Source organism: Psychrobacter sp. NPDC078409 (assembly GCF_050268505.1).
Lineage (GTDB): Bacteria > Pseudomonadota > Gammaproteobacteria > Pseudomonadales > Moraxellaceae > Psychrobacter.
The window spans coordinates 312,115-331,930 of the sequence record NZ_JBNNGW010000001.1 but is presented as its reverse complement, the minus strand read 5'-3'; the positions used below and the strand labels follow the sequence as shown (position 1 = coordinate 331,930).

General features: G+C 43.0%; 21 protein-coding genes. 7 read left to right on the top strand and 14 right to left on the bottom strand.

All coding sequences use genetic code 11. The annotated features are described in order from the left end of the window. The first annotated feature begins 181 nt into the window (after positions 1-181). Positions 182-757, top strand: a complete 576-nt coding sequence (locus tag ACQKC9_RS01175; RefSeq protein WP_427620189.1) for a hypothetical protein — start codon at positions 182-184, stop codon at positions 755-757. 149 nt (positions 758-906) lie between these two features. Here ACQKC9_RS01175 and ACQKC9_RS01170 read toward each other — a convergent pair whose 3' ends face one another. The 3 genes from ACQKC9_RS01170 to ACQKC9_RS01160 form a co-directional block, all read right to left on the bottom strand. Next, on the bottom strand, positions 907-2,484 hold the full coding sequence (locus ACQKC9_RS01170) for a M16 family metallopeptidase (RefSeq protein WP_427620188.1): 1,578 nt from the start codon (positions 2,482-2,484) through the stop codon (positions 907-909). 67 nt (positions 2,485-2,551) lie between these two features. Continuing rightward, entirely contained in the window at positions 2,552-4,048 is a 1,497-nt protein-coding gene (locus ACQKC9_RS01165; RefSeq protein WP_427620187.1) for a M16 family metallopeptidase, read from the bottom strand. A 65-nt stretch (positions 4,049-4,113) separates the two neighbouring features. Further along, on the bottom strand, positions 4,114-4,260 hold the full coding sequence (locus tag ACQKC9_RS01160) for a hypothetical protein (RefSeq protein ID WP_191113690.1): 147 nt from the start codon (positions 4,258-4,260) through the stop codon (positions 4,114-4,116). Positions 4,261-5,022: 762 nt separating this feature from the next. Here ACQKC9_RS01160 and ftsY point away from each other — a divergent pair. Together ftsY and ACQKC9_RS01150 are read left to right on the top strand one after the other, a co-directional pair. Continuing rightward, complete coding sequence (ftsY, locus tag ACQKC9_RS01155) at positions 5,023-5,934, top strand: signal recognition particle-docking protein FtsY (protein WP_227526712.1); 912 nt, start codon at positions 5,023-5,025, stop codon at positions 5,932-5,934. A gap of 54 nt (positions 5,935-5,988) precedes the next feature. Beyond that, complete coding sequence (locus ACQKC9_RS01150) at positions 5,989-6,555, top strand: methylated-DNA--[protein]-cysteine S-methyltransferase (RefSeq protein WP_347163128.1); 567 nt, start codon at positions 5,989-5,991, stop codon at positions 6,553-6,555. An 80-nt stretch (positions 6,556-6,635) separates the two neighbouring features. On the opposite strand, the gene ACQKC9_RS01145 is transcribed toward ACQKC9_RS01150, so the two are convergent. Next, on the bottom strand, positions 6,636-7,385 hold the full coding sequence (locus tag ACQKC9_RS01145; protein WP_341609230.1) for a YebC/PmpR family DNA-binding transcriptional regulator: 750 nt from the start codon (positions 7,383-7,385) through the stop codon (positions 6,636-6,638). A 317-nt stretch (positions 7,386-7,702) separates the two neighbouring features. Between ACQKC9_RS01145 and ACQKC9_RS01140 the strand changes: the two genes are divergently transcribed. Beyond that, entirely contained in the window at positions 7,703-8,533 is an 831-nt protein-coding gene (locus ACQKC9_RS01140; RefSeq protein ID WP_057760421.1) for an ion transporter, read from the top strand. 33 nt (positions 8,534-8,566) lie between these two features. Here the strand turns inward: ACQKC9_RS01140 and ACQKC9_RS01135 are convergent, their stop codons facing one another. Together ACQKC9_RS01135 and aroQ are read right to left on the bottom strand one after the other, a co-directional pair. Beyond that, complete coding sequence (locus ACQKC9_RS01135) at positions 8,567-9,868, bottom strand: ABC1 kinase family protein (protein ID WP_427620186.1); 1,302 nt, start codon at positions 9,866-9,868, stop codon at positions 8,567-8,569. 123 nt (positions 9,869-9,991) lie between these two features. Beyond that, positions 9,992-10,528, bottom strand: coding sequence for a type II 3-dehydroquinate dehydratase (gene aroQ, locus ACQKC9_RS01130; protein WP_427620185.1), 537 nt, complete (start codon positions 10,526-10,528; stop codon positions 9,992-9,994). Between the two features lie 446 nt (positions 10,529-10,974). Between aroQ and ACQKC9_RS01125 the strand changes: the two genes are divergently transcribed. Together ACQKC9_RS01125 and ACQKC9_RS01120 are read left to right on the top strand one after the other, a co-directional pair. Then, the gene (locus ACQKC9_RS01125; RefSeq protein ID WP_057760416.1) at positions 10,975-11,190 is read left to right on the top strand and encodes a cold-shock protein; all 216 of its coding nucleotides are present in this window, start codon (positions 10,975-10,977) and stop codon (positions 11,188-11,190) included. A gap of 290 nt (positions 11,191-11,480) precedes the next feature. Beyond that, entirely contained in the window at positions 11,481-12,635 is a 1,155-nt protein-coding gene (locus ACQKC9_RS01120) for a DEAD/DEAH box helicase (RefSeq protein WP_102091784.1), read from the top strand. 107 nt (positions 12,636-12,742) lie between these two features. Here ACQKC9_RS01120 and ACQKC9_RS01115 read toward each other — a convergent pair whose 3' ends face one another. The 7 genes from ACQKC9_RS01115 to ACQKC9_RS01085 all read right to left on the bottom strand — a co-directional run bounded on the left by ACQKC9_RS01115 (position 12,743) and on the right by ACQKC9_RS01085 (position 17,590). Further along, positions 12,743-13,642 (bottom strand): sulfite exporter TauE/SafE family protein, encoded by a 900-nt coding sequence (locus ACQKC9_RS01115; RefSeq protein ID WP_427620184.1) that lies wholly within the window; start codon positions 13,640-13,642, stop codon positions 12,743-12,745. Between the two features lie 98 nt (positions 13,643-13,740). After that, positions 13,741-14,001 (bottom strand): cbb3-type cytochrome oxidase assembly protein CcoS, encoded by a 261-nt coding sequence (gene ccoS, locus ACQKC9_RS01110; RefSeq protein WP_427620183.1) that lies wholly within the window; start codon positions 13,999-14,001, stop codon positions 13,741-13,743. A 115-nt stretch (positions 14,002-14,116) separates the two neighbouring features. Then, on the bottom strand, positions 14,117-14,845 hold the full coding sequence (locus ACQKC9_RS01105) for a YdcF family protein (protein WP_227679385.1): 729 nt from the start codon (positions 14,843-14,845) through the stop codon (positions 14,117-14,119). A 49-nt stretch (positions 14,846-14,894) separates the two neighbouring features. Beyond that, positions 14,895-15,938, bottom strand: a complete 1,044-nt coding sequence (gene murB, locus ACQKC9_RS01100) for a UDP-N-acetylmuramate dehydrogenase (protein ID WP_427620456.1) — start codon at positions 15,936-15,938, stop codon at positions 14,895-14,897. Positions 15,939-16,253: 315 nt separating this feature from the next. Beyond that, complete coding sequence (locus ACQKC9_RS01095; RefSeq protein WP_427620182.1) at positions 16,254-16,751, bottom strand: low molecular weight protein-tyrosine-phosphatase; 498 nt, start codon at positions 16,749-16,751, stop codon at positions 16,254-16,256. A gap of 207 nt (positions 16,752-16,958) precedes the next feature. Beyond that, complete coding sequence (locus ACQKC9_RS01090) at positions 16,959-17,387, bottom strand: RNA-binding S4 domain-containing protein (protein ID WP_427620181.1); 429 nt, start codon at positions 17,385-17,387, stop codon at positions 16,959-16,961. Between the two features lie 98 nt (positions 17,388-17,485). Then, positions 17,486-17,590, bottom strand: coding sequence for an excalibur calcium-binding domain-containing protein (locus ACQKC9_RS01085; protein ID WP_201579448.1), 105 nt, complete (start codon positions 17,588-17,590; stop codon positions 17,486-17,488). Here ACQKC9_RS01085 and ACQKC9_RS01080 point away from each other — a divergent pair. Further along, complete coding sequence (locus ACQKC9_RS01080; protein ID WP_298807682.1) at positions 17,568-17,789, top strand: hypothetical protein; 222 nt, start codon at positions 17,568-17,570, stop codon at positions 17,787-17,789. The genes ACQKC9_RS01085 and ACQKC9_RS01080 overlap by 23 nt on opposite strands. A gap of 188 nt (positions 17,790-17,977) precedes the next feature. Here the strand turns inward: ACQKC9_RS01080 and ilvA are convergent, their stop codons facing one another. Then, the gene (gene ilvA / locus ACQKC9_RS01075) at positions 17,978-19,531 is read right to left on the bottom strand and encodes a threonine ammonia-lyase, biosynthetic (RefSeq protein ID WP_427620180.1); all 1,554 of its coding nucleotides are present in this window, start codon (positions 19,529-19,531) and stop codon (positions 17,978-17,980) included. Between the last annotated feature and the right edge of the window lie 285 nt (positions 19,532-19,816).

Sequence of the window (19,816 nt, the reverse complement as noted above, 5' to 3'; positions counted from 1 at the left end):
CGGTGTTTACTAAAAATAATAATTTTGTAATTATTTGGTAGGATTGATAGGTTAGACGCATGAGTTCATTAAAAATTTGTTCGGTCTTTAAAAACTATGCTTTAATAATATGTGTTATCAATCGCCTTTATATTTTCATGGCTTATAAAGAAAACCACCAAATTTACTTTAAGCGAAAACTATGAAAAATCAGCGCTCGACAATGAAAAACTATCATAAATTAAATAACGAAAAGCAAAGTTTTTTGCACTCGAACTATAAGTATGGTGCTTTGTTTATTTCTGCACTTATGTCGGTATTACTGATTAGTGCGTGTAGTACAGAGATGTCCTCTGAAAACAATATGATAGTGATGGATAAGGCTGATAGACATATACAAAGCTCTAAAGAGATAGAAGATAGTATCAAAAACTCTTACGCTCGTTTGGCCTCTAAGCGCTCTGATGTCTGTCCCAAACTAATTCAAGAAGAAACAGGTGCTCAGGTCATTGAACGTATATCAGAGGTCATGGTAAATGACTACTGTGATTATTTCTTATATCCGCGAGAGGGTCAGCGCCTCAATGTTAAAGTAGATAACCGTCAAATAGAAGCGCTATTAATTGTGCCGACGCTACATAATTTTGCCAATGGTAATTATAAGGTGACGTCTTATGACAAGCACGTTATCCGTTTGAGCTATAACGGGGCTACTCATAAGCCTGAGCATTTTGTCTATGATGTTGCGCTAAAAATTTCTGATGCCAAGCACTCCTAATACTAAGCATTCCTAATATTTTACTTCTTATTTAAAGATTATAGCCGCTCAGATATCAAAGTAGATGTTATGAGCAGTATCTTTTACCACTCATAATACGTCCACAAAATTAATAAGCCTTATCATTTCTAAAATGGCTTCCTAGCGATTTATTTCTTACTGGTTTTCTTTGCCGCTTTCTTTTCTTTCCACGGATCTTCTTGCCCAACCGTAACTATTAAAAAGTTATCAGGCTTTAGCGTATCTCGCATGGTTTGATTGACCTCTGAAAGTGTGACTTGATCAATGCGATTGGTATAGTCAGCTAAGTAATTATTCGGCAATTGGTAAAAATTCATCATTCCGAGTAAGCCATTAATACCAGCATTGCTCGCAAATCCCATTGGGAAGCTGTTTTTCAAATTATCTGTAGTTAAGCGCATCTCCTCATTGGTGATACCCTTGTCCAGCGTTTCGTTGATAACCGCTAAGCTTGCATCAATGGCCGCACGCGCCTTGTCATTACGTGTCGAAAAACCAATCTGATAGGGGCCTCGAGAGAGCATTGGGTTCATCGATCCCGAAATTCCATAAGTATAGCCAAGGTTTTGTCTCACCTCAGTCATTAGCCGCGCATTAAAATCACTGCCTGCCATGACTTCATTTCCAACAGCAAAGTTGGTCTGCTGCTGCTGTGCTATTGGGTCAGTTGCCCGTTTGCTACCCAGCTGTCCCATGAGTACAGTGGTTTGAGTGCTTGGAAATGGAATATGAACGTGCTGCGCTTTAGTCAGCGGCTTCGGCTCAGGTAAATCAGTGGCAGCTTGGCCAGTAGGCAATTTAGCAGTGATGTCTTCTGCCAGTTTTTTGGCTTGTTCTGATGTCAGGTTGCCGGTCATAGCAACAGATGCATTTGCTGCCACTAGATATTTGTTTTTAAAGTCTATCAGTTGTTGTTTCTCAATCATAGGAACGCTTTCTAGCGTGCCGACTGATGGATGCGCGTAAGGGTGAGTACCGTACAAAGCATCATTGAAAGCGATACTTGCTAGGCTATTGGGATCTTGTTTTTGTTGCTGCAGGCCTACCAACAGTCTTGCTTTATTGCGTGCTAGAACTTGCTCGTCAAACGTAGGCTCACTTACCATCTGTGTCATTAAATCAATGGCTGGCAGGAGATGCTTGTCATCAGATAAGCTACGCAGTGAAACGATAAACATATCCTTATAGGCGCTACTGCTTAGATTGATGCCCAACGTTTCCACTGCACGTGTAAATGCGTTTTCATCTAGACTTTTTGAGCCCTGTTCGAGCATCGTCGCTGTCATATTAGCAATACCAAAACCATCCTTTTTGATACTACCATCACGCGCGCTACCAGCATTAAAACGCAAATCCACATCGACAATTGGCAAGGTGGTCGTTTGTACAAACATGACAGGTACGCCAGACTTGGTCTTAAACTGTTGAATGGTCGGTACAGTGACTTTTAAAGGTTTGTCATCGTCTAAGCTGGTCAGTTTAGATAAGGCAGCAATTGGCGCACTTGCATCGACTGCAGCAGGTGAGCGGTAATCTTCAGCAGTCGTTGTATCAGCCTGCGCAGTAGTAGCCAAGACGCTAAAAGCAAAAATTACGCTAGCACTGAGGTGGGATCGCTTTTTAGATGCGATAGTGCTGCTTATAGAGGATGAAGCAGTCTTAAAAGATTCTTGTCTTGCTTTAGAGTCGTATTTATTCTGAATCATGAGTTTCTTCTTATTAAGAATACGGTGTTATGGTCATTTCTATGAGACGTTTGATAATAGGCAGCGACTATTTCGCTGAGGTTTTATTGTCTTTAGGTGGCACGACATGCATCACCGTTAAGTTGTCTTTGACCAAATACTTTTTACTAGCAGCCTGAATGTCAGCCACACTGATACCATCGAGCTTAGTTGGCAGTTTAGCAAGCAGTCTGTCATCTAGGCCGATAGATTGTAACGAGCCAATCATACGCGCTTGTCCTTCCATGCTGTCTTGCGCATAAATCAACCCAGTAACCGTATTGGTCTTGGCGCGACTGATCTCATCATCGGCAATAGGATCGGTTTTCAGCTTTTCTATTTCTGAGGTTATGGCTTGTTGTGCTTGCTCTAAGCTGACGCCTTCACGAGGTGTTGCTTGAATCAAAAACAGGCCATCACCGCGATCTAGCAAGTCGTAAGAAGTACCAACTGTAGTAAGCAGACCTTGCTCACGTATCAGTCGACTCTCTAAGCGTGCAGATAAGCCGCCATCGAGCACATCTTGCGCAAGTGACAGGGCATAAGCTTGTTTTTCATTGCTTCTGCCTGCCGTGGCAAGGCTTGGCACGTTGTAACCCATCAGTAGAACGGGGACTTGTACGGCTTGCTCAGAGTCTACCTTTTGATAACCACGGAAGCCTTTTTGAGTCACAGAGGTACGTTTGGGTAGGTTGCTTTTTTCTAAATCACCGAAGTAACGTTTGACTTGAGTAAGTACTTCTTGTGGTTGCACGTCACCGACGATGACTAACGTTGCATTATTTGGTGCATACCACGTCTTATACCAGTCTTTTAAATCTGAAAGTTTAATCGATTCTAGCTCGTTCATAGGCCCAATGACAGATTCGCCTTTTGGACTGTCAGGTAAGGCCAGTAGACGAAATGACTCATACGCTTTGGCAAGCGGATTGTCATCAGTACGTTGGCGGCGCTCTTCCATGACCACTTGATGCTCTTTGGCAAATTCTTTTTCATCAAATATAAGGTTTTTCATGCGATCTGCTTCAAGCTCTAGCGCTAATGGCATACGGTTGGCGGGAAATAGCTCGTAGTACCCCGTATAGTCATAACTGGTAAAGGCATTGTTGACCCCACCAAACTTAGCAATTAGCCGCTCATAATCATCACTAGAAACATTGGTGGTGCCCTTAAACATCATGTGCTCGAGTAAGTGAGAGATACCACCTTTATCAAGAGGCTCATCTGCCGAGCCCACTCGGTACCAGATTTGTGTCATAGCGACTGGGGCACGGTGGTCTTCTTTTATGACGACTTTTAGACCATTTTCTAACTGATATTCATGTCGACCTGACATGTCCATTGTCAACTCAGACGGCTGTGTGTCTTTGCTCGTTTTATTTTCATTTGATATATTTTGAGCCGAGCTATCGGTTGCGATTGAGCTTGTCGTGGTTGCAGAGTTAGTAGGCATCGTATTGGTTTGACACGCAGCAAGTGACGCTGCTACTGCTAAGGCACAAGCAATGCGTAATGGCGCAGCTGCTAGAGGTAAAGACAATGGCATGGTATGGTCTACTTATATAAAATAATAATAGAAGAATTAAATGCTAATCATAGTAATAAATGGCATTACAAAGAGGTCTGAGCACCAACCATAACACTAGCAGTCGGTCTAAACTCTTGCGTCGTGGTGCAACCTGTCACTAATATAGTCGTCGTTAATAAAACAGCCACACTGATGCTAATTTTCTTATAGTGCTTAGAGAATAATGACATAACGGATTCCTAATAAGTATTTATCGAATAAGTCTTGGTAGAGTAAGCGAAGTCTGACAAGTAACAGGTCAGAATTCTGTGTCCAAACCTTAAGCAAAACTTTCTCAAATCATTGAGTGATTTTTTAAACAGATAAATTTTGACGATAGTCTAATAGGGTAAGGGCTGAGCATGACTTGAATTATGCTAAAATAGGTCAAAATTAAGAATCATGTCGTTCGTAGCCAGATGACAATATGCAAATCCATTAACAATAAACAAATAATTAATCGTGATAACTTTTAGGGCAAACTTATGAACAACCCAAACAATAGCAACCGCGTAGTCATTAACCTTGATGCGGGTCTTGATGACTTAGATGACGATGATATTACCTTACCCAGTCTACCGGTGCAATCTATGCCCATTATTGATGAGACAGAGAGTGTTGCTCCACAAAAGGACAGTACGGTAAACCAAGATGTCTCTAGCAATGAGGCTGCAGACAATATTGCTTTGGCGACGCCAATTGTTATGACAGAAGAGCATAATGTCCCTAAAGGTGATTCTGAAAGCTTTTCAAGCGCTGCAGAGACAGCCGCTACAAGTCAAACTAATACTGCGTCAACCATTCCTGCTATGCCGTTGCAAGAGCAATTGGGTGATACGCCAAGTGTAAACCCAGTGGCTGAAAGCGACACACAGGCAGCTACTAGCAAAGAGTCTGCTACAGAGTCACAAGAGACAAAAGAGAATAAGAAAAAGGGCAGCTGGTTCAACCGTATGAAAACGGGCCTCAGTAAGTCACGCAAAAACTTAGCCGAAGGCATGGTCAGTATCTTAATCGGTGGTAAGGAGATTGATGACGAACTATTAGAAGAAGTCGAAGATCAGCTACTGGTAGCCGATATTGGCGTTAACGCGACGAACCGTATCATCAAGAGCCTCACCGAACAGACAGATCGTGGTGACTTGATCTATGCTCATTCTTTGTATAAAGCATTGCAAAGTGAGTTGGTTGATATCCTTACACCGAAAGTTGAGCCATTGGTGATTGATACTAGCAAAAAGCCGTTTGTTATATTGGTAGTAGGTGTCAATGGTGTAGGGAAAACCACAACGATCGGTAAGCTTGCCAAGCGCCTACAGGGCGAGGGTAAATCAGTTATGCTGGCAGCAGGCGATACGTTCCGTGCGGCAGCTACTGAGCAGTTACAGATTTGGGGCGAGCGCAATCATATTCCAGTGGTAGCGCAAGGTCATGGTTCTGACAGCGCTTCTGTCATTTTTGATGCGATGCAATCAGCCAAAGCAAAGAACATCGATGTGCTCATTGCCGATACTGCTGGACGTCTGCAAAACAAGACACATTTGATGGCAGAGTTAGAGAAGGTCGTACGTGTCATGCGTAAAGCGGATCCAAGTGCTCCGCATGAAGGTATGATTGTGCTGGATGCTGGCACGGGTCAAAATGCTATCAACCAAGTCGAGCTGTTTAATAAAGTTGTGCCGTTGACAGGTATTACTATTACTAAGCTAGACGGTACTGCTAAAGGTGGCGTGGTATTTAATATTGCCGAAACGACAGATGTGCCTATCCGCTATATTGGTGTGGGTGAGTCGATTGATGACTTGCGTTCTTTTAGTCCGAAACAATTTGTCGCCGCTTTGTTCGAGACCGACGATAAAGAATAAGAGAGCCAGTTTTATCTAGTAAATCATTTTTAAAAGAATAGGGAAGTAGACGCTATGATAGTTACCACAGCAGCCTTTGGGTCACATCGATTAACACTGATTGCTCGTGTCAATGAGCATGGTCAGCCTATGCTCGTTGAAGCCAACTGGCTGCTTGCAGGTAACTCATGGCATAGCTCAAAATCTGTACCTAAACTTAAAAAGTACTATGGTCTGACAGATGAAGACTTTACTTTTATAGATAAAAATAGCCTAAGCATGAATGAACCTGCTCAAGCATTATTAATAGAAACGATTTTCCAACTCAAAGATTATGCTGATGGTAAACGTAAGACGTTGGATTTGCCTTTAGATTTCTCTATGGGTACTGAGTTTCAGCAAAGAGTATGGCAGGCACTACAAGGTATTGAGTATGGCGAAACCATCAGCTATGCCACACTCGCGCAGCGTGTCAACAGTCCAAAGGGGTTTCGTGCGGTCGCGCAGGCCAATGGTAAAAATCCTTTTAGCATTATCGTGCCTTGTCATCGAGTGATTGCGAGCGACGGCAAGCTTGGTGGTTATACAGGCGGGCTAGATAAAAAAGAGTATTTACTAGCACTAGAAGGAAGTTGGACATAAAACTGAGTCTGGAGCTATCTTAATAAGAAAGGGCCAAATACTTTTAGTATCTGGCCCTTTTTACTGAACAATTAATAAGCTTATGCTTCAAGCTGAGCCATGACGTCAGCAGAGAAGTTCACGTTAGTATAAACTTCTTGCACATCATCAGCATCTTCTAGCATATCAATCATCTTTATGATCTTTTCAGCATCATCGACATTGTCGATCTCAGCCGTGGTAGATGGTGACATAGTGACCTCGGCGTTGTCAGAAATAAGACCAGCCGCATTAAGGGCATCTTGAACTTGACCGAAACTTTCCCATTCAGTGATAACGAGTAAGCTTTCGCCATCATTTTCGATATCAACGGCGCCCGCATCTAGTGCAACGAGCATGACTTCATCTTCTAAGCTGACATCGTTAAAAGTGATTTCGCCACGTTTAGTGAATAGATACGCCACTGAACCTGATGTGCCAAGATTACCATCATTCTTGGTAAAAGCATGACGTACTTCGCTGACCGTACGGTTAAGGTTATCAGTCATGGTTTCGACCAATACAGCCACACCACCAACACCGTAGCCTTCGTAACTGACTTCTTCCATATTCTCATTATCACCGCCGCCTGTACCACGGTCGACAGCACGATTAATCGTGTCGCGCGTCATATTGACGGATAGGGCTTTTTCGATAACGGCACGTAAGCGTGGGTTTTTGTCAGGATCGGGATCGCCTTGTTTGGCAGCTGAAACGATTTCACGAATAATCTTGGTAAATATCTTACCCCTTACTGCATCCTGACGGGCTTTACGGTGTTTAATATTTGCCCATTTTGAATGGCCTGCCATATAACATCCTTAATTTCTACGTACTATTTTTATGGGTAAAAAGAGTGATCAACAACAACCTTCGATATCTGATTGCCTGATTTTATACTATCATTACTTTGTCTATTTAAGGTAGTAGCGCTACTGACACGTTAACGATTTGTATGTTGTTGAGAGTGCTTTTTTGCTACACTGTGGCAACTTATAGATTGTATTCACTGTGATAGGTGAGCGATATTATAAACCAGTTTTAGCTATTTTGACCAACTTGCCCTTATCCATCACATTTTAAGTCATTGCGCGCTATCAGGCCATTGATTTTATAAAGTACTGATTCTATGAAGCAACCAACCGCCGAAGCTCTTACACACTTGCGTAACCGTACGCATATCATTATTGAAGGCACAGATACTCGTCTGGGTAAGCTCTTTGATATTGTATTGCTGATTGCAATTTTAGCCAGTGTGGCCGTCGTCATGCTTGATAGTGTGCTATATATGCGTTTGCAGTATGGCACGTTGTTCTTTTATGCAGAGTGGTTTTTTACCATCTTGTTTACTATTGAGTATGCGTTAAGGCTGTTTTCAGCACCCAACCGCTTACGCTATGCTTTTAGTTTCTTTGGAATAGTAGACTTACTGTCTGTATTGCCAAGTTATTTGAGCCTAATGTTTGTGGGCGTACAGTATCTACTCGTGATACGGGTATTACGTATTTTACGCGTGTTCCGCGTTCTTAAGCTCAAGGCCTATATGCAACAGGCTGGGTTTTTGGCGTCTGCATTAAAAACCAGTCAGCAGAAAATTACAGTTTTCTTCCTATCGCTTGTATTGTTAGTAACTATCTTTGGTTCAATTATTTATGTCGTAGAAGGGCCAGAGAATGGATTTACCAGTATTCCATTGTCTATCTACTGGGCAGTTGTCACGATGACGACGGTTGGCTATGGTGATATGTCACCGAAAACACCGCTCGGCCAAGCAATTGCAACCATGGTCATGATCACGGGTTATTCGATTATTGCGGTACCAACAGGTATTTTTACGTCAGAGTTAGCACGTAATATGCGTCCACAGTTGAACCCAGTGACTTGTCCAAACTGTGGTAAGTTCGGCCATGCAGTAGGGGCAGACTTTTGCGATCGTTGTGGACACGCGCTACATATCTAGAGATAGGTTTAATCCTGACAGTCAATATACCTACTACGCATCGATGTATTCGTCAACCAGTGGTGACAGGTCGATCTCGACGCCTAGATTGACCAGATTCCAGTACTGTCCTGATACAGTACGGTCTAGCATCATAGTGGTAGCTGAGGGTTGAAACTGACCGAAGTACTTCAAAGACGTACGCATCTGGGCAATGGCCTCGTGATGGACTTGGCTACTGCCAAAATCAAATTCGCCTTCTTGATAGGGGTTAATGGATAAAGGTTTAAGCCCAATCGATAGCCACTTTTCATAAAACTCACCAGGGATGTTCTTATCATCTTCGCGGCGGATATCTAGGGCAATCAAATCTTGTTCAAGTGCAGTGACGTCACCTCTTAGCGCATGTTTGACAAAGCGTTTGAATAGCTGCACTTCGCTATCGCTATAGCTGCGGATGCCACCAAAATCATATGCCACGACGCTACCGTCATGACGGAACGCAAAGTTACCTGGATGAGGGTCGCAGTGCATACGGTATAAGCCAAATAGCTGGCCTGCGGTAAAATGAAACAAACGCTCTGCTATTTTTTGTTTGACGTCATTGTCCCATGTCGCAGCGACAGTCAATGTCTCTCCCATCTCTTCGGTCAACGTTAAAATCCGTCTAGAAGAATAGCTGCTAATCACTTTGGGAATAATAAGGCCTTCATCTTCCGCATGAAAAGCACCGAATACTCGTAAGTTATGAGCTTCTTTGACATAGTCCAATTCATCGTGCAGACTCTGGCGAATCTCATTAAAAAGCTGCTCTTGTAGTTGCTTACTCATATTGAGCACGCCAGCGATTTTTAATGCCATACGTACTTGTTTGAGATCGCTATCGCAGTTTTCATCAACATCAGGATACTGGACTTTGACCACCACTTTTTGACCCGATGGCAAAGTCGCTTTGTGCACTTGTCCAATGGATGCTGCGGCAAAAGGTGTCTCTTCAAACTCGCTGAATAATTCTAAGATAGGCGCTTTCAATTCACGTTCAACTTGGGCTCGTATCTGCGCATATGGCATTGGCGGCGCATCTTTCTGTAGCTTTTCGAGTGCTGACGCAACCTCAGGCGGGAACACATCCTTATATTGTGAAGCAATCTGTCCGACCTTCATCACTGCGCCTTTCATCTCACCTAACGTCTCGGCAATTTGAACGCCCACGTCTTGCATCAGATCTGAGCGAGCTTGCAGACGTTTTTCTTCGTCACTTGAGAGATGCTTAAATGAGTTTTTAGCGGCTTTGCCAGCAATACTCGCTGTCATGCCAGCGAGTTTCATAAAGCGTTTTCCGGACGATTTTGCCATTCATGTCACCGTATAATGGGTTGTTTGCTCAGTCGTAATTCTATTATTTTAATTGCAAGATTACTGTTTGACTAATGTGTGAAGACGCGAGCAATTATTTATAAAAAAGTAAGCGCCGCTACATCATTTGTTTGTGTCAACTGCATACATATTACTCAACCAGTAATCAAGCGCCATTTGATAGCCTAATTGTCCTAAGCCGCAAATGACTCCGACCGCAACGTCACTTAAATATGAATGATGACGGAAAGGCTCACGGGCATGAACATTGGATAAATGTACTTCTATAAATGGTTTTTGGGTGGCCAATAGCGCGTCGCGTAGAGCCACTGAAGTATGCGTAAATGCAGCCGGATTGATGATAATAGCATCAACTTGCGCAGATTTATCCGCCAATAATCCGTGATGCTGAATGTCGTCTACTAGCTTGCCTTCATGGTTGGACTGTATGCATATTAACTCTATACCGTGGTGGGCCGCGCGCTCGACTAATTGCTTTTCTATATCAGCAAGTGTCTTATGACCATAAATATGCGGTTCTCGCTTGCCTAGTAAATTCAGATTTACTCCGTTTACCAGTAGTAATTTATGAGTCAGTATTTTATTTGAATTCTCATTGGTCGATTGTTCTGCTGTTTTTGACGGAGTAGAGGAGGTCATAATGGTCTCGGTAACTATTGAGCAATGTTAATAATTTATTATATTATAAGAATAATCTAAGGTGCGCGGCGTTAAGCTAAAATGGTTTCAACGCATTTTGCTCTTTATCATAACAGCTTGCCAGCTAGGTTATAAAAATTTGTCTAAAAAAATTATTTAGATATCAAAAAGCATATTAAAAGTCTTTATGTTGCTAAAAACCCGTGCTATGATATTTTTTATGCAATAAATATTGCAAGTTTGTTGCTATCATCAAATTTCATGACGATAAGCGTGTTTAGCGAATTCGTTATGGAAGCACTATGTAGCTAATTCAAGCACTACATAGACGATGGTAAGTAGAGTAGTAATACTCTTAATTTTTGATTTCATAATCTTAGACCCTGTTTATATGCAATGTCGCAAAGGAAGCTAGGGCTAAGCGGACTTTTTTAGGAAGTAATATTATGTCAGCTCGTGAGCAAGGTATCGTTAAGTGGTTTAATGACTCAAAAGGCTTTGGTTTCATTCAACGTGACAGCGGAGAAGATATTTTTGTCCATTTCCGCGCGATTCAGGGTGATGGCTATCGTTCTCTAAAGGATGGCGAAAAAGTTGAGTTCAGCGTAGTAGAAGGTGACAAAGGTCTGCAAGCTGAAGAAGTCAGAAAGATAGAAGAGTAATTTACTCAGACATTAAAGCGGTTTAGTTATAATGTCTGTACAAACTACTGATATACTACTGAGTCAAGCCCATCTTATCTTACCTATGTTGAGTGAACTGCAGCATATTTGGTAGGGTTGGATTCGGGCTTGGCTTTTTTTATGCCTATATATCTAGTGATAGTTTGCAGGTTTAATAAAGCTACTCTTACTGCTCACGGTTTAAACGCTATATTTGACACTATAAAGGTTCATTGTGAGCCTATTTATAATTAATAGAATACAAGTAATTCATTTAAAAGGATATTTTTTTGAGCAATTTTACAACGTTTACTGATTTGCCACTTTCAACAGCGACCTTGCGTGCAGTAAGTGATCTAGGCTTTACTGAATTGACACCCATTCAAGCAAAGATACTACCGCATACATTGGCACATCAAGATGCTATCGGACAAGCACAAACGGGTACAGGGAAAACAGCAACTTTTCTACTGACTATTATGGAAGCCTTGCTTAAGCGTCCATTTACCAATGACGAAGAGCGCTATCTTGGTGAGCCGCGTGCTGTGGTCATGGCGCCAACTCGCGAACTGGCTCAGCAAATATTTGATGACTGTATTGCATTAACCAAATATACCTCGCTACATAGTGTTTGTATTATGGGCGGTACTAACTATGAAACTCAGCAGCACGAGCTTGAACGTCAATACGTTGATATCTTGGTAGCGACGCCTGGCCGTCTAATTGATCTTGCTAATAAAGGCATGGTGTATCTAGATAGAGTAGAGGTACTGGTACTCGATGAAGCAGATCGTATGCTAGATATGGGATTCATTCCTGATATCAAGCGCCTAGTTGGTCGAATGCCTGCCAATACCGATCGCCAAAGCTTGTTGTTTTCTGCAACCTTTAACCAAGATGTTATGAATTTGGCCTATCGTTGGTTACATGAGCCTCAGTTTGTTGAAATTGAGCCTGAACACAAGACTAGCGAGTTAGTAGATCAGCATTTTTATTTGCTGACAGAAGATCAAAAACTAGACGCCTTGCAGCGTATTATCAGTGATGAAGCAGTAGAGAAGGTCATCGTCTTTGCCAATCGTAAAGACCAAGTAAAGCGTCTGTATCACAAGCTGCGTCAAGCGCATAATATTGTGATGCTCTCCGGCGATGTCATCCAGCAAAAACGTGAGAAGTACTTACAGCGTTTCAAAGATGGTCATGCTTCTATTTTGGTGGCGACAGATGTAGCAGGGCGCGGTATCCATGTCGATGATATTAGCCATGTGGTTAACTTTACTTTGCCTGACCAACCAGATGATTATGTACATCGCATTGGTCGTACGGGCCGTGCAGGCCAGACAGGTATTAGTATCAGCTTTGTGAGTGAGGATGATGCCTTTAATATACCGGCATTAGAAAAGCATTTAGAAACCAAGTTTACGCTTGAGCAGTGGCAGGAATAATTGCTATAAACTGAGCACTACTTAATAAGCAAAAGCCCTCAATATCAAAAATGGTATTGAGGGCTTTTTTATATGCGAAGTGTTAATAATATCTGTTACCGATAACTCTATTGAGCGTGTTCCATCATTTCAGTATGCTCATGGTGATTCATGTCCATCGATTCATCACTCATGCCATGCATACTATGATCCATATGGTTGTCCATATTTTGCATGTTATGATCCATGTCTTCTGCCATATCCATATCGTGATTCATTTGGCTCATATCATGAGAGTCCATATCAGACATCATAGCAGCGTGGCTACCATGGTTCATCTCACCATGGCCACCATGCATATTTGCCATGACCATCGGCACGACTGCTACTGCCAAACCTGATATGACCATAACCGCACCATTTAACTGCCTTAAGCGAAAACGTCCGATCTTATCACGTAGCCAACCGACCGTCTCATGCGTCGCAACCAACATCGGTATGGTTCCTAGACCAAAGACAAACATCAACGCAGCACCGCTTAATGGATTATGAGCAACGACCGCAATTAGTAGAGCGCCATATACCAAACCACAAGGCAAAAAGCCCCAAAGCAACCCTGCTGTTAATGCGCGCGGAAAAGTATTAAGTGGAAATACCTTTTGACGCAATGGGCTAAGATACTGCCAAAAGCGCATACCAAAACGTTCAAGCTTAGTCAAAAACGGTGCACCAAGCATCGTCACACCGACGAATACCAGGACCAATCCTAATAAAATACGCGGTGTACTATTACCCATCATTAATGGCTTTAATACAGTAATACCGATAAGCCCTGCGATTAAACCCAATAATGCGTAACTCGTTAAACGCCCAAGATGATAAGTGGCTACCAAAGCACGGCGTTTAGCAGGGCTGACATCTTTCATAGATAGGCCAAACGCGGTCACAAGACCGCCACACATGCCTAAACAATGTGGTGAACCAAAGAATCCCATTAGTAATGCCGCCACAAGTAAAGCGATGGTCATGAATGCGTCTCCTAAGAATGGTAAAGGGCGAACTTGCTAGTGCTGAATTATTTAATGAAATGGCAACAATAAATTACGCATTTATAAGGTAGATAAGATTAGATTTCTGAGTTTTTATCTATCTCAGAATTATCGTTATTCATATCAGTTGCCGCTGTTTCATCTTGTTGCTGGGTAGGTGCTGAGCGTTCGTGAGCATGCATGGTTTGGCGGCGTTCTTGACGGTCATCCAATATAATACGCTGTGATGCATTGTCCAGATCTTCGAATTGATTTGACTTGACCGCATAACGCACTGCCCAAATAGCAACCACAAACAGCATGAGACTTAATGGAATTAATAAAAATATACTGAGCATGGCAAATCTCTTAAATAGCAGTGTCTCTTATCATTATACACCCATCACAAATGTAGTGGATGATCGGTAGCATTTAGAATGCGTCTCTCAATGGTACCGTATACATCTTTAACGGTCATTCGTCAGAGTTTTTTGTGGCGGTGCCTCTTGGGGTCAATAGCTGCTGTGAAGTCACATCATTGGCATGGCGACAGTCCATCTGGGGACGTATCACATCGCGCAGGTAGGCTGCGACCTCATAGACAGCACGCCGTGAGTGACTTAAGTTGTGGGCAGGCTTCATCCAGTCGCGTCTCACTGGTAATGGCGCAGGAAGTGGTGTGCTATTGATACCATTTAAGGCAAACTGTCTGCGTGCACGTGCCATATGATAGCTATCAGTAATCAGATATACATGGCGTAACGGAATACGTTTGGCTGTAAAACGAGCGTTTTCACATGTATTCATGCTGGCATTTTCACTGATCAGTCCGTCGATACCGTGTTCCATCAACCATTGACCGAGCCATGGAGCTTCGGCGCCACTCAGTACGATCGGTAGGGGTAAGTCATGGTAAGCGCCTGCAGCGGTACGGGCGCGATTGAGGCTATAGCGATTGAGGATAATTTGGTTGTTGTGGTCATTGGTCAGACCGCCGCCTAGGACTACATAGGCAGTAGGCGGTGAGCTCATGGCAGCAGAAGGCATATCAGGTAGCGGCAGTAGAGAAAAGATATAAACGATTGCTTGCGAAAACAGCGGGGTAAATAGGCTAATAATCACCAAAATGACAGACGTTGAGCCTAGTATAAAAGTAATATTGATAATGCGAAAAAGCGTCACCATGCGTTCAGAAAACCGCAAGTAATATCGCCATAATCGTTTAGATAATAGCCGCTTAGACCATGATTTTTTAGGCCACATGCTCAGCATATCCAATTGAGCCATCAGCATTTACCCAGACTGGCTCACGTGACAATTGAATGGCAAATTTTTCATAGACAGTAGCAGCGATATATTTCTGCGCTATGGCTACATCCTCTTGCGTGGCTTGCTGAGGTGTATGGTTGGTTAGTACTAGTGCTTGCTGCTTATGCGTAAAAATAGGTGCAATGCCGCCCCCTTTTAACCCTGCTTGCTCAATGAGCCAGCCTGCAGCCACCTTTACCATCATTGCATCAGCCATCGCATAACCAACGATAGCTGGATAAGTTGCTTGCAGCGCTGTAAACCGCTCCTGAGCGATAATAGGGTTTTGAAAGAAACTACCACAATTAGGTAGCTGCTTAGGGTCTGGCAGCTTTTGTTGTCTAATATCTATAATAGCTTGCATAACATCATGAGGCATCGCTTGCTCGCGCCCTTGTTGCTCCGCATAGCGCTGCGCCACAGTCTGTACATCACCATAACTGGCTAGAATATTGGCAGGATCAGTATGTAATCTGAAACCTACACGGCTAATAAGCCATGTGTTTGGCGTACGTTTAAAGATACTGTCACGATAGCCAAATTGGCAATCAGCAGCTGATAAATGGTGCCAAGTTTGTGTCGGCAAATGATAGGCGCGTACATAATGTAAGCGGTCTTCTAATTGTACGCCGTATGCACCGATATTTTGTATGGGTGCCGCGCCAGTCAGACCTGGTATTAATGCAAGGTTTTCCAATCCATACCAACCTTGATTGACCGTATGTACGACCAAATCATGCCAATTCTCGCCAGCCATTACCTCGATCTCGACATAATCGTCGGTTTGATTGGTCAGATGAATACCACGCATCTTTGGCTGCAATACTATGGCTTTCAAAGCGGCAGGTAATAAGACATTACTACCGCCAGACAACACAAACAGTGGTAGCTTGTCTGCTGTATCCTCTATATAAGCTGCCATAAAATCATCAAGCTGCGCCTCATTCTCTAATGTCACTACAGAGTCAGCAACACAGGCCAATGCCATAGTATTGTCATGCGACAAGTCGATTGAATTATTGACTACGGCAGTCGCTGAAACATTCAAAACATCAGAGCTGATGGTAGACTGAGCACTGTGGTCAAGGCGTGAAGCTTGGGTCATAACATAGCCTATGTGGCAAAAGGATAATAAGTAATAAGGTAGCTATAGTTTATTCAATTTAAAAGAGATACAAGGCAACTGAGTGCAGACGTAACTGTGATACTTCAAGCGAGGTTAACGCTATAGCTCTTTTATAGAGGATTAACTATATTATAGAGGATACCGGATGCAAGAGTAGCAGAAATATAGACGGTATGGCTAGCAGGCTTTCCAGCTTTCTATCCAAGCTTGGGCGCTTGATTCGATACGCTCGATCACTTCTTCAAAATCATCGTTATCGCCTTTATATGGATCTGGCACATCACTGCCGCAATAGGTAGGGTCCTCTTCACTGAACAGCGCTAGTGTTGCCAAATTATCTTCTGACTCTGTAATGCCATCTTTGATAGCTTGTAGATCAGCTAGATTCTGTGAATCCATGGCTAAGATTAAATCAAAATCACGAAAATCATTGGCACTGACTTGACGAGCGACCAGCTTATTAATTTTATAGCCGTGTGACTTAGCATGACGTTGCGAGCGAGCATCAGGCGCACTACCAATGTGCCAATCACTGGTGCCTGCTGAGTCTATTTTTATAGATAGTCCAGCAATCGCTGCTTGCTGACGAAAAACTTCTTCAGCAGTAGGGGAGCGGCAGATATTTCCCAAACATACCAATAATACAGACGAGGGAGTACAGGCTTTCATCAGCATAATATGACCTTCTATAACAAAAAAAACATGCTATAAGAGACCGGCATTGTTAATGCGGCTTTTATTAGCATGCAATCGATTGAATAAGCTGCTAGCGTAACGCTTAATGCTTGGAATGGCAAGGATAGAGACTAAACAATAGCGTCATTTAACAATGAAAAATTGGCCATATGATGCATGGCCAAAAGGTGAGATAGTGAAACAGTTTTAATCTTGATTACTTTTAAAACGTTGTAGATCGCGGCGTTCTTTTTTGTTGGGCTTGTTATCAGGACGAGCAAGGTTGGCCAGTTTGCGCTGTTCGGCATAGTACGCACGGCGCGTCTCGCTCTCTTTAGTCTCCGAGTATAGTACCTCAGCGGCAGTCGCATTGCCACGCTGTGCAGATAGCGCCTCAACAACGACAGTTTTTTCTGTCATCGCGGTCGCTGAGCCTTGGCGAATGGTTAGCTCATCTCCGACTGAAATCTCTTTACTGGTTTTTACCCGGCTACCAGCATAGTGCACGCGTCCACTCTCAATCGCTTGTTTGGCTAGGGTGCGTGTACGATAAAACCTAGCTGCCCATAGCCATTTATCGAGACGGATTTTCACCAAACCTTGGTTATTATCATCAGCATTAGTATTTTTTTTCATAAGAGTCACTCTGCATTCGTTTTTATATTAAATCATAGTGTTATATAAACAATATTAGGGCAACTTTACTATTTGCAAATAGTTTTGATGACTGTGGGTTAGTTGCACCATTGTTGTTCACAAGGCACACCATCGTGGTTACCATCCATTTTGGTATTGGGACAGTAGTTTGTAAAATAGGTGGCTTCTGCACAGGATGTCATTTGTGAGCAATGTGTTCTGCCGTCACATGAAAAGCTTGAGGCCGGTTGTGTCGATAAGACTGGAGTTGCAGTTGGCGCTGATGTTGAAGTGGTACCTAAATCAACGTATGTCGGCGGTATGTCATCAATGTTATCGACGTCAGTAGAAGTAAGAGTAGGTCGCGTTACGATATCAGCCGCTGCATTGGTTGCAGGTTGATGTACCGTGTTTTTAGGTTGAAGGACTCTATAACCTATAAGCACGAAAATCAGACAGGTCAATATCACTAATACTTTGTTTATCACTGTGCCATACCTGCCAGCTCATAATTATTATTAATATGAAAATGGCAGTTTTTAATCGACTTAAAAACTGCCATTAGGTAAGAAACATTAAGTCTATTTTTACTATCTCAAAAACAACTGATAGCCAATGTTGTCATTGACCGTGGCACAGTCATAACCAATATCTAAAAGCGCGTCTTGTAGCTGACGAGAGTTACCTTCAGAGGCTTGTAACCCAACCAACACCCGACCTTCAGCGGCACCATGGTTGCGGTAATGGAATAAAGTAATATTAAAGTCATCGCCCAATTTTTCTAAGAAAGTCAGTAGGGCGCCCGGACGCTCTGGGAATATCACTTGTAGTAACTGCTCGTTTTCGACCTTGGCGTGACCACCAATCAAATGACGGATATGTGATTTGGCGATATCATCATCAGTCAGGTCGTGAGCAGTATAGCCATCGTCTGACAATTGGTTACTGATGGTTTGACGCTCTTTTTCGCCTTCTTTTAAAGCGATACCGACGAAGATTGAGGCAGGCTCCATTGAGTCTGGTGACTTTTTGCTGTCAGCGCGGTAGTTAAACTCTGTGATATTACGACCGTGTAGACTGCGACAGAAGTTCAAAAAAGCGCCTGTTTGCTCGGGGATAGTAACCCCAAAGATGGCTTCTTTTTTCTCACCAATTTCGGTACGCTCAGCGATATAACGCAAGCGGTCAAAATTCATATTGGCACCGCAAATGATACCGACGCAGTTTTTGTCTTGGATATTGTTGGCTTCGATATATTTTTTCATACCAGCGACTGACAACGCGCCAGCAGGCTCAACGATACTGCGGTTTTCTTCAAAGATGTCTTTGACAGCCGCACACACTTCATCATTGGTACAAGTGATCACTTCAGGCTCAACGATAGGACCTGAGTTATCGCTTTTTTGTGTACGGACGACGTCAAAAGGTAATTCACCAATCTGCGCGACTGCCACGCCATCAACGAACAATCCTACCTGCTCGAGCTTGACACGTTCACCTGTTTCAAGTGCTGCTTTTAGACAAGCTGACTGCTCAGCCTCTACCGCGATCACTTTTACATGCGGTGCCACTTCGCCTAAGAATGCGGCCACACCAGATATTAGGCCACCACCACCAACGGCAACGAATACATAGTCCATGTTGCGCCACTGTTGGGTCAGCTCAAGACCGATGGTACCTTGTCCTGCGATGACTAGCTCATCGTCATAAGGCGGAATAAAAGTAAGGCCTTCACGTTCAGCGCGGTCAATCGCATAGCGGTTTGCTTGATCAAAACTATCACCGTGCAGATCTACATTGCCACCAAGTGCTCTTACCGCATCCACTTTGATGTCAGGAGTTGTGGTTGGCATGACGATGATGTTGTTTAATGATAATTTGCGTGCAGAGTACGCCACGCCTTGTGCATGATTACCTGCTGAAGCGCAAATGACGCCACGCGCTTTTTGCTCATCGCTCAACTGACTGATGCGGTTATAGGCACCGCGCAATTTAAATGATTTGACTGGTTGTAAGTCTTCACGCTTAAATCGAATATCATTGGCAAAACGTTGGGTCAGCTTGGGCGCCGTTTCAAGTGGTGTTTGAATAGCAACGTCATAGACGGTGGCTTGTAAGATGGCTCGTACCCAGTGTGACAGCATAGTAATCCCTAAACAGAGTGAATATAAAAAGTGTAGATGAATATAAAAACGAAATAGATTAGCCTATGCCGATTTTTAGTATCTTGCAAGACTCAATTGCAGTTTTCTTGGGATTTCGTGCTTGAATTTACATGAAGTGCAGGTATTTGCATACGTTAAGTCTTAGGTAGGCACGATAGGACTCACAAATTAGCGTCATGATGCGCTAACATCCGTTAATATCATCGGTTATAATAGCCGCGCATTTTATCTGTTTTAGCCTTTTACTTTTTTTAAGACCATACG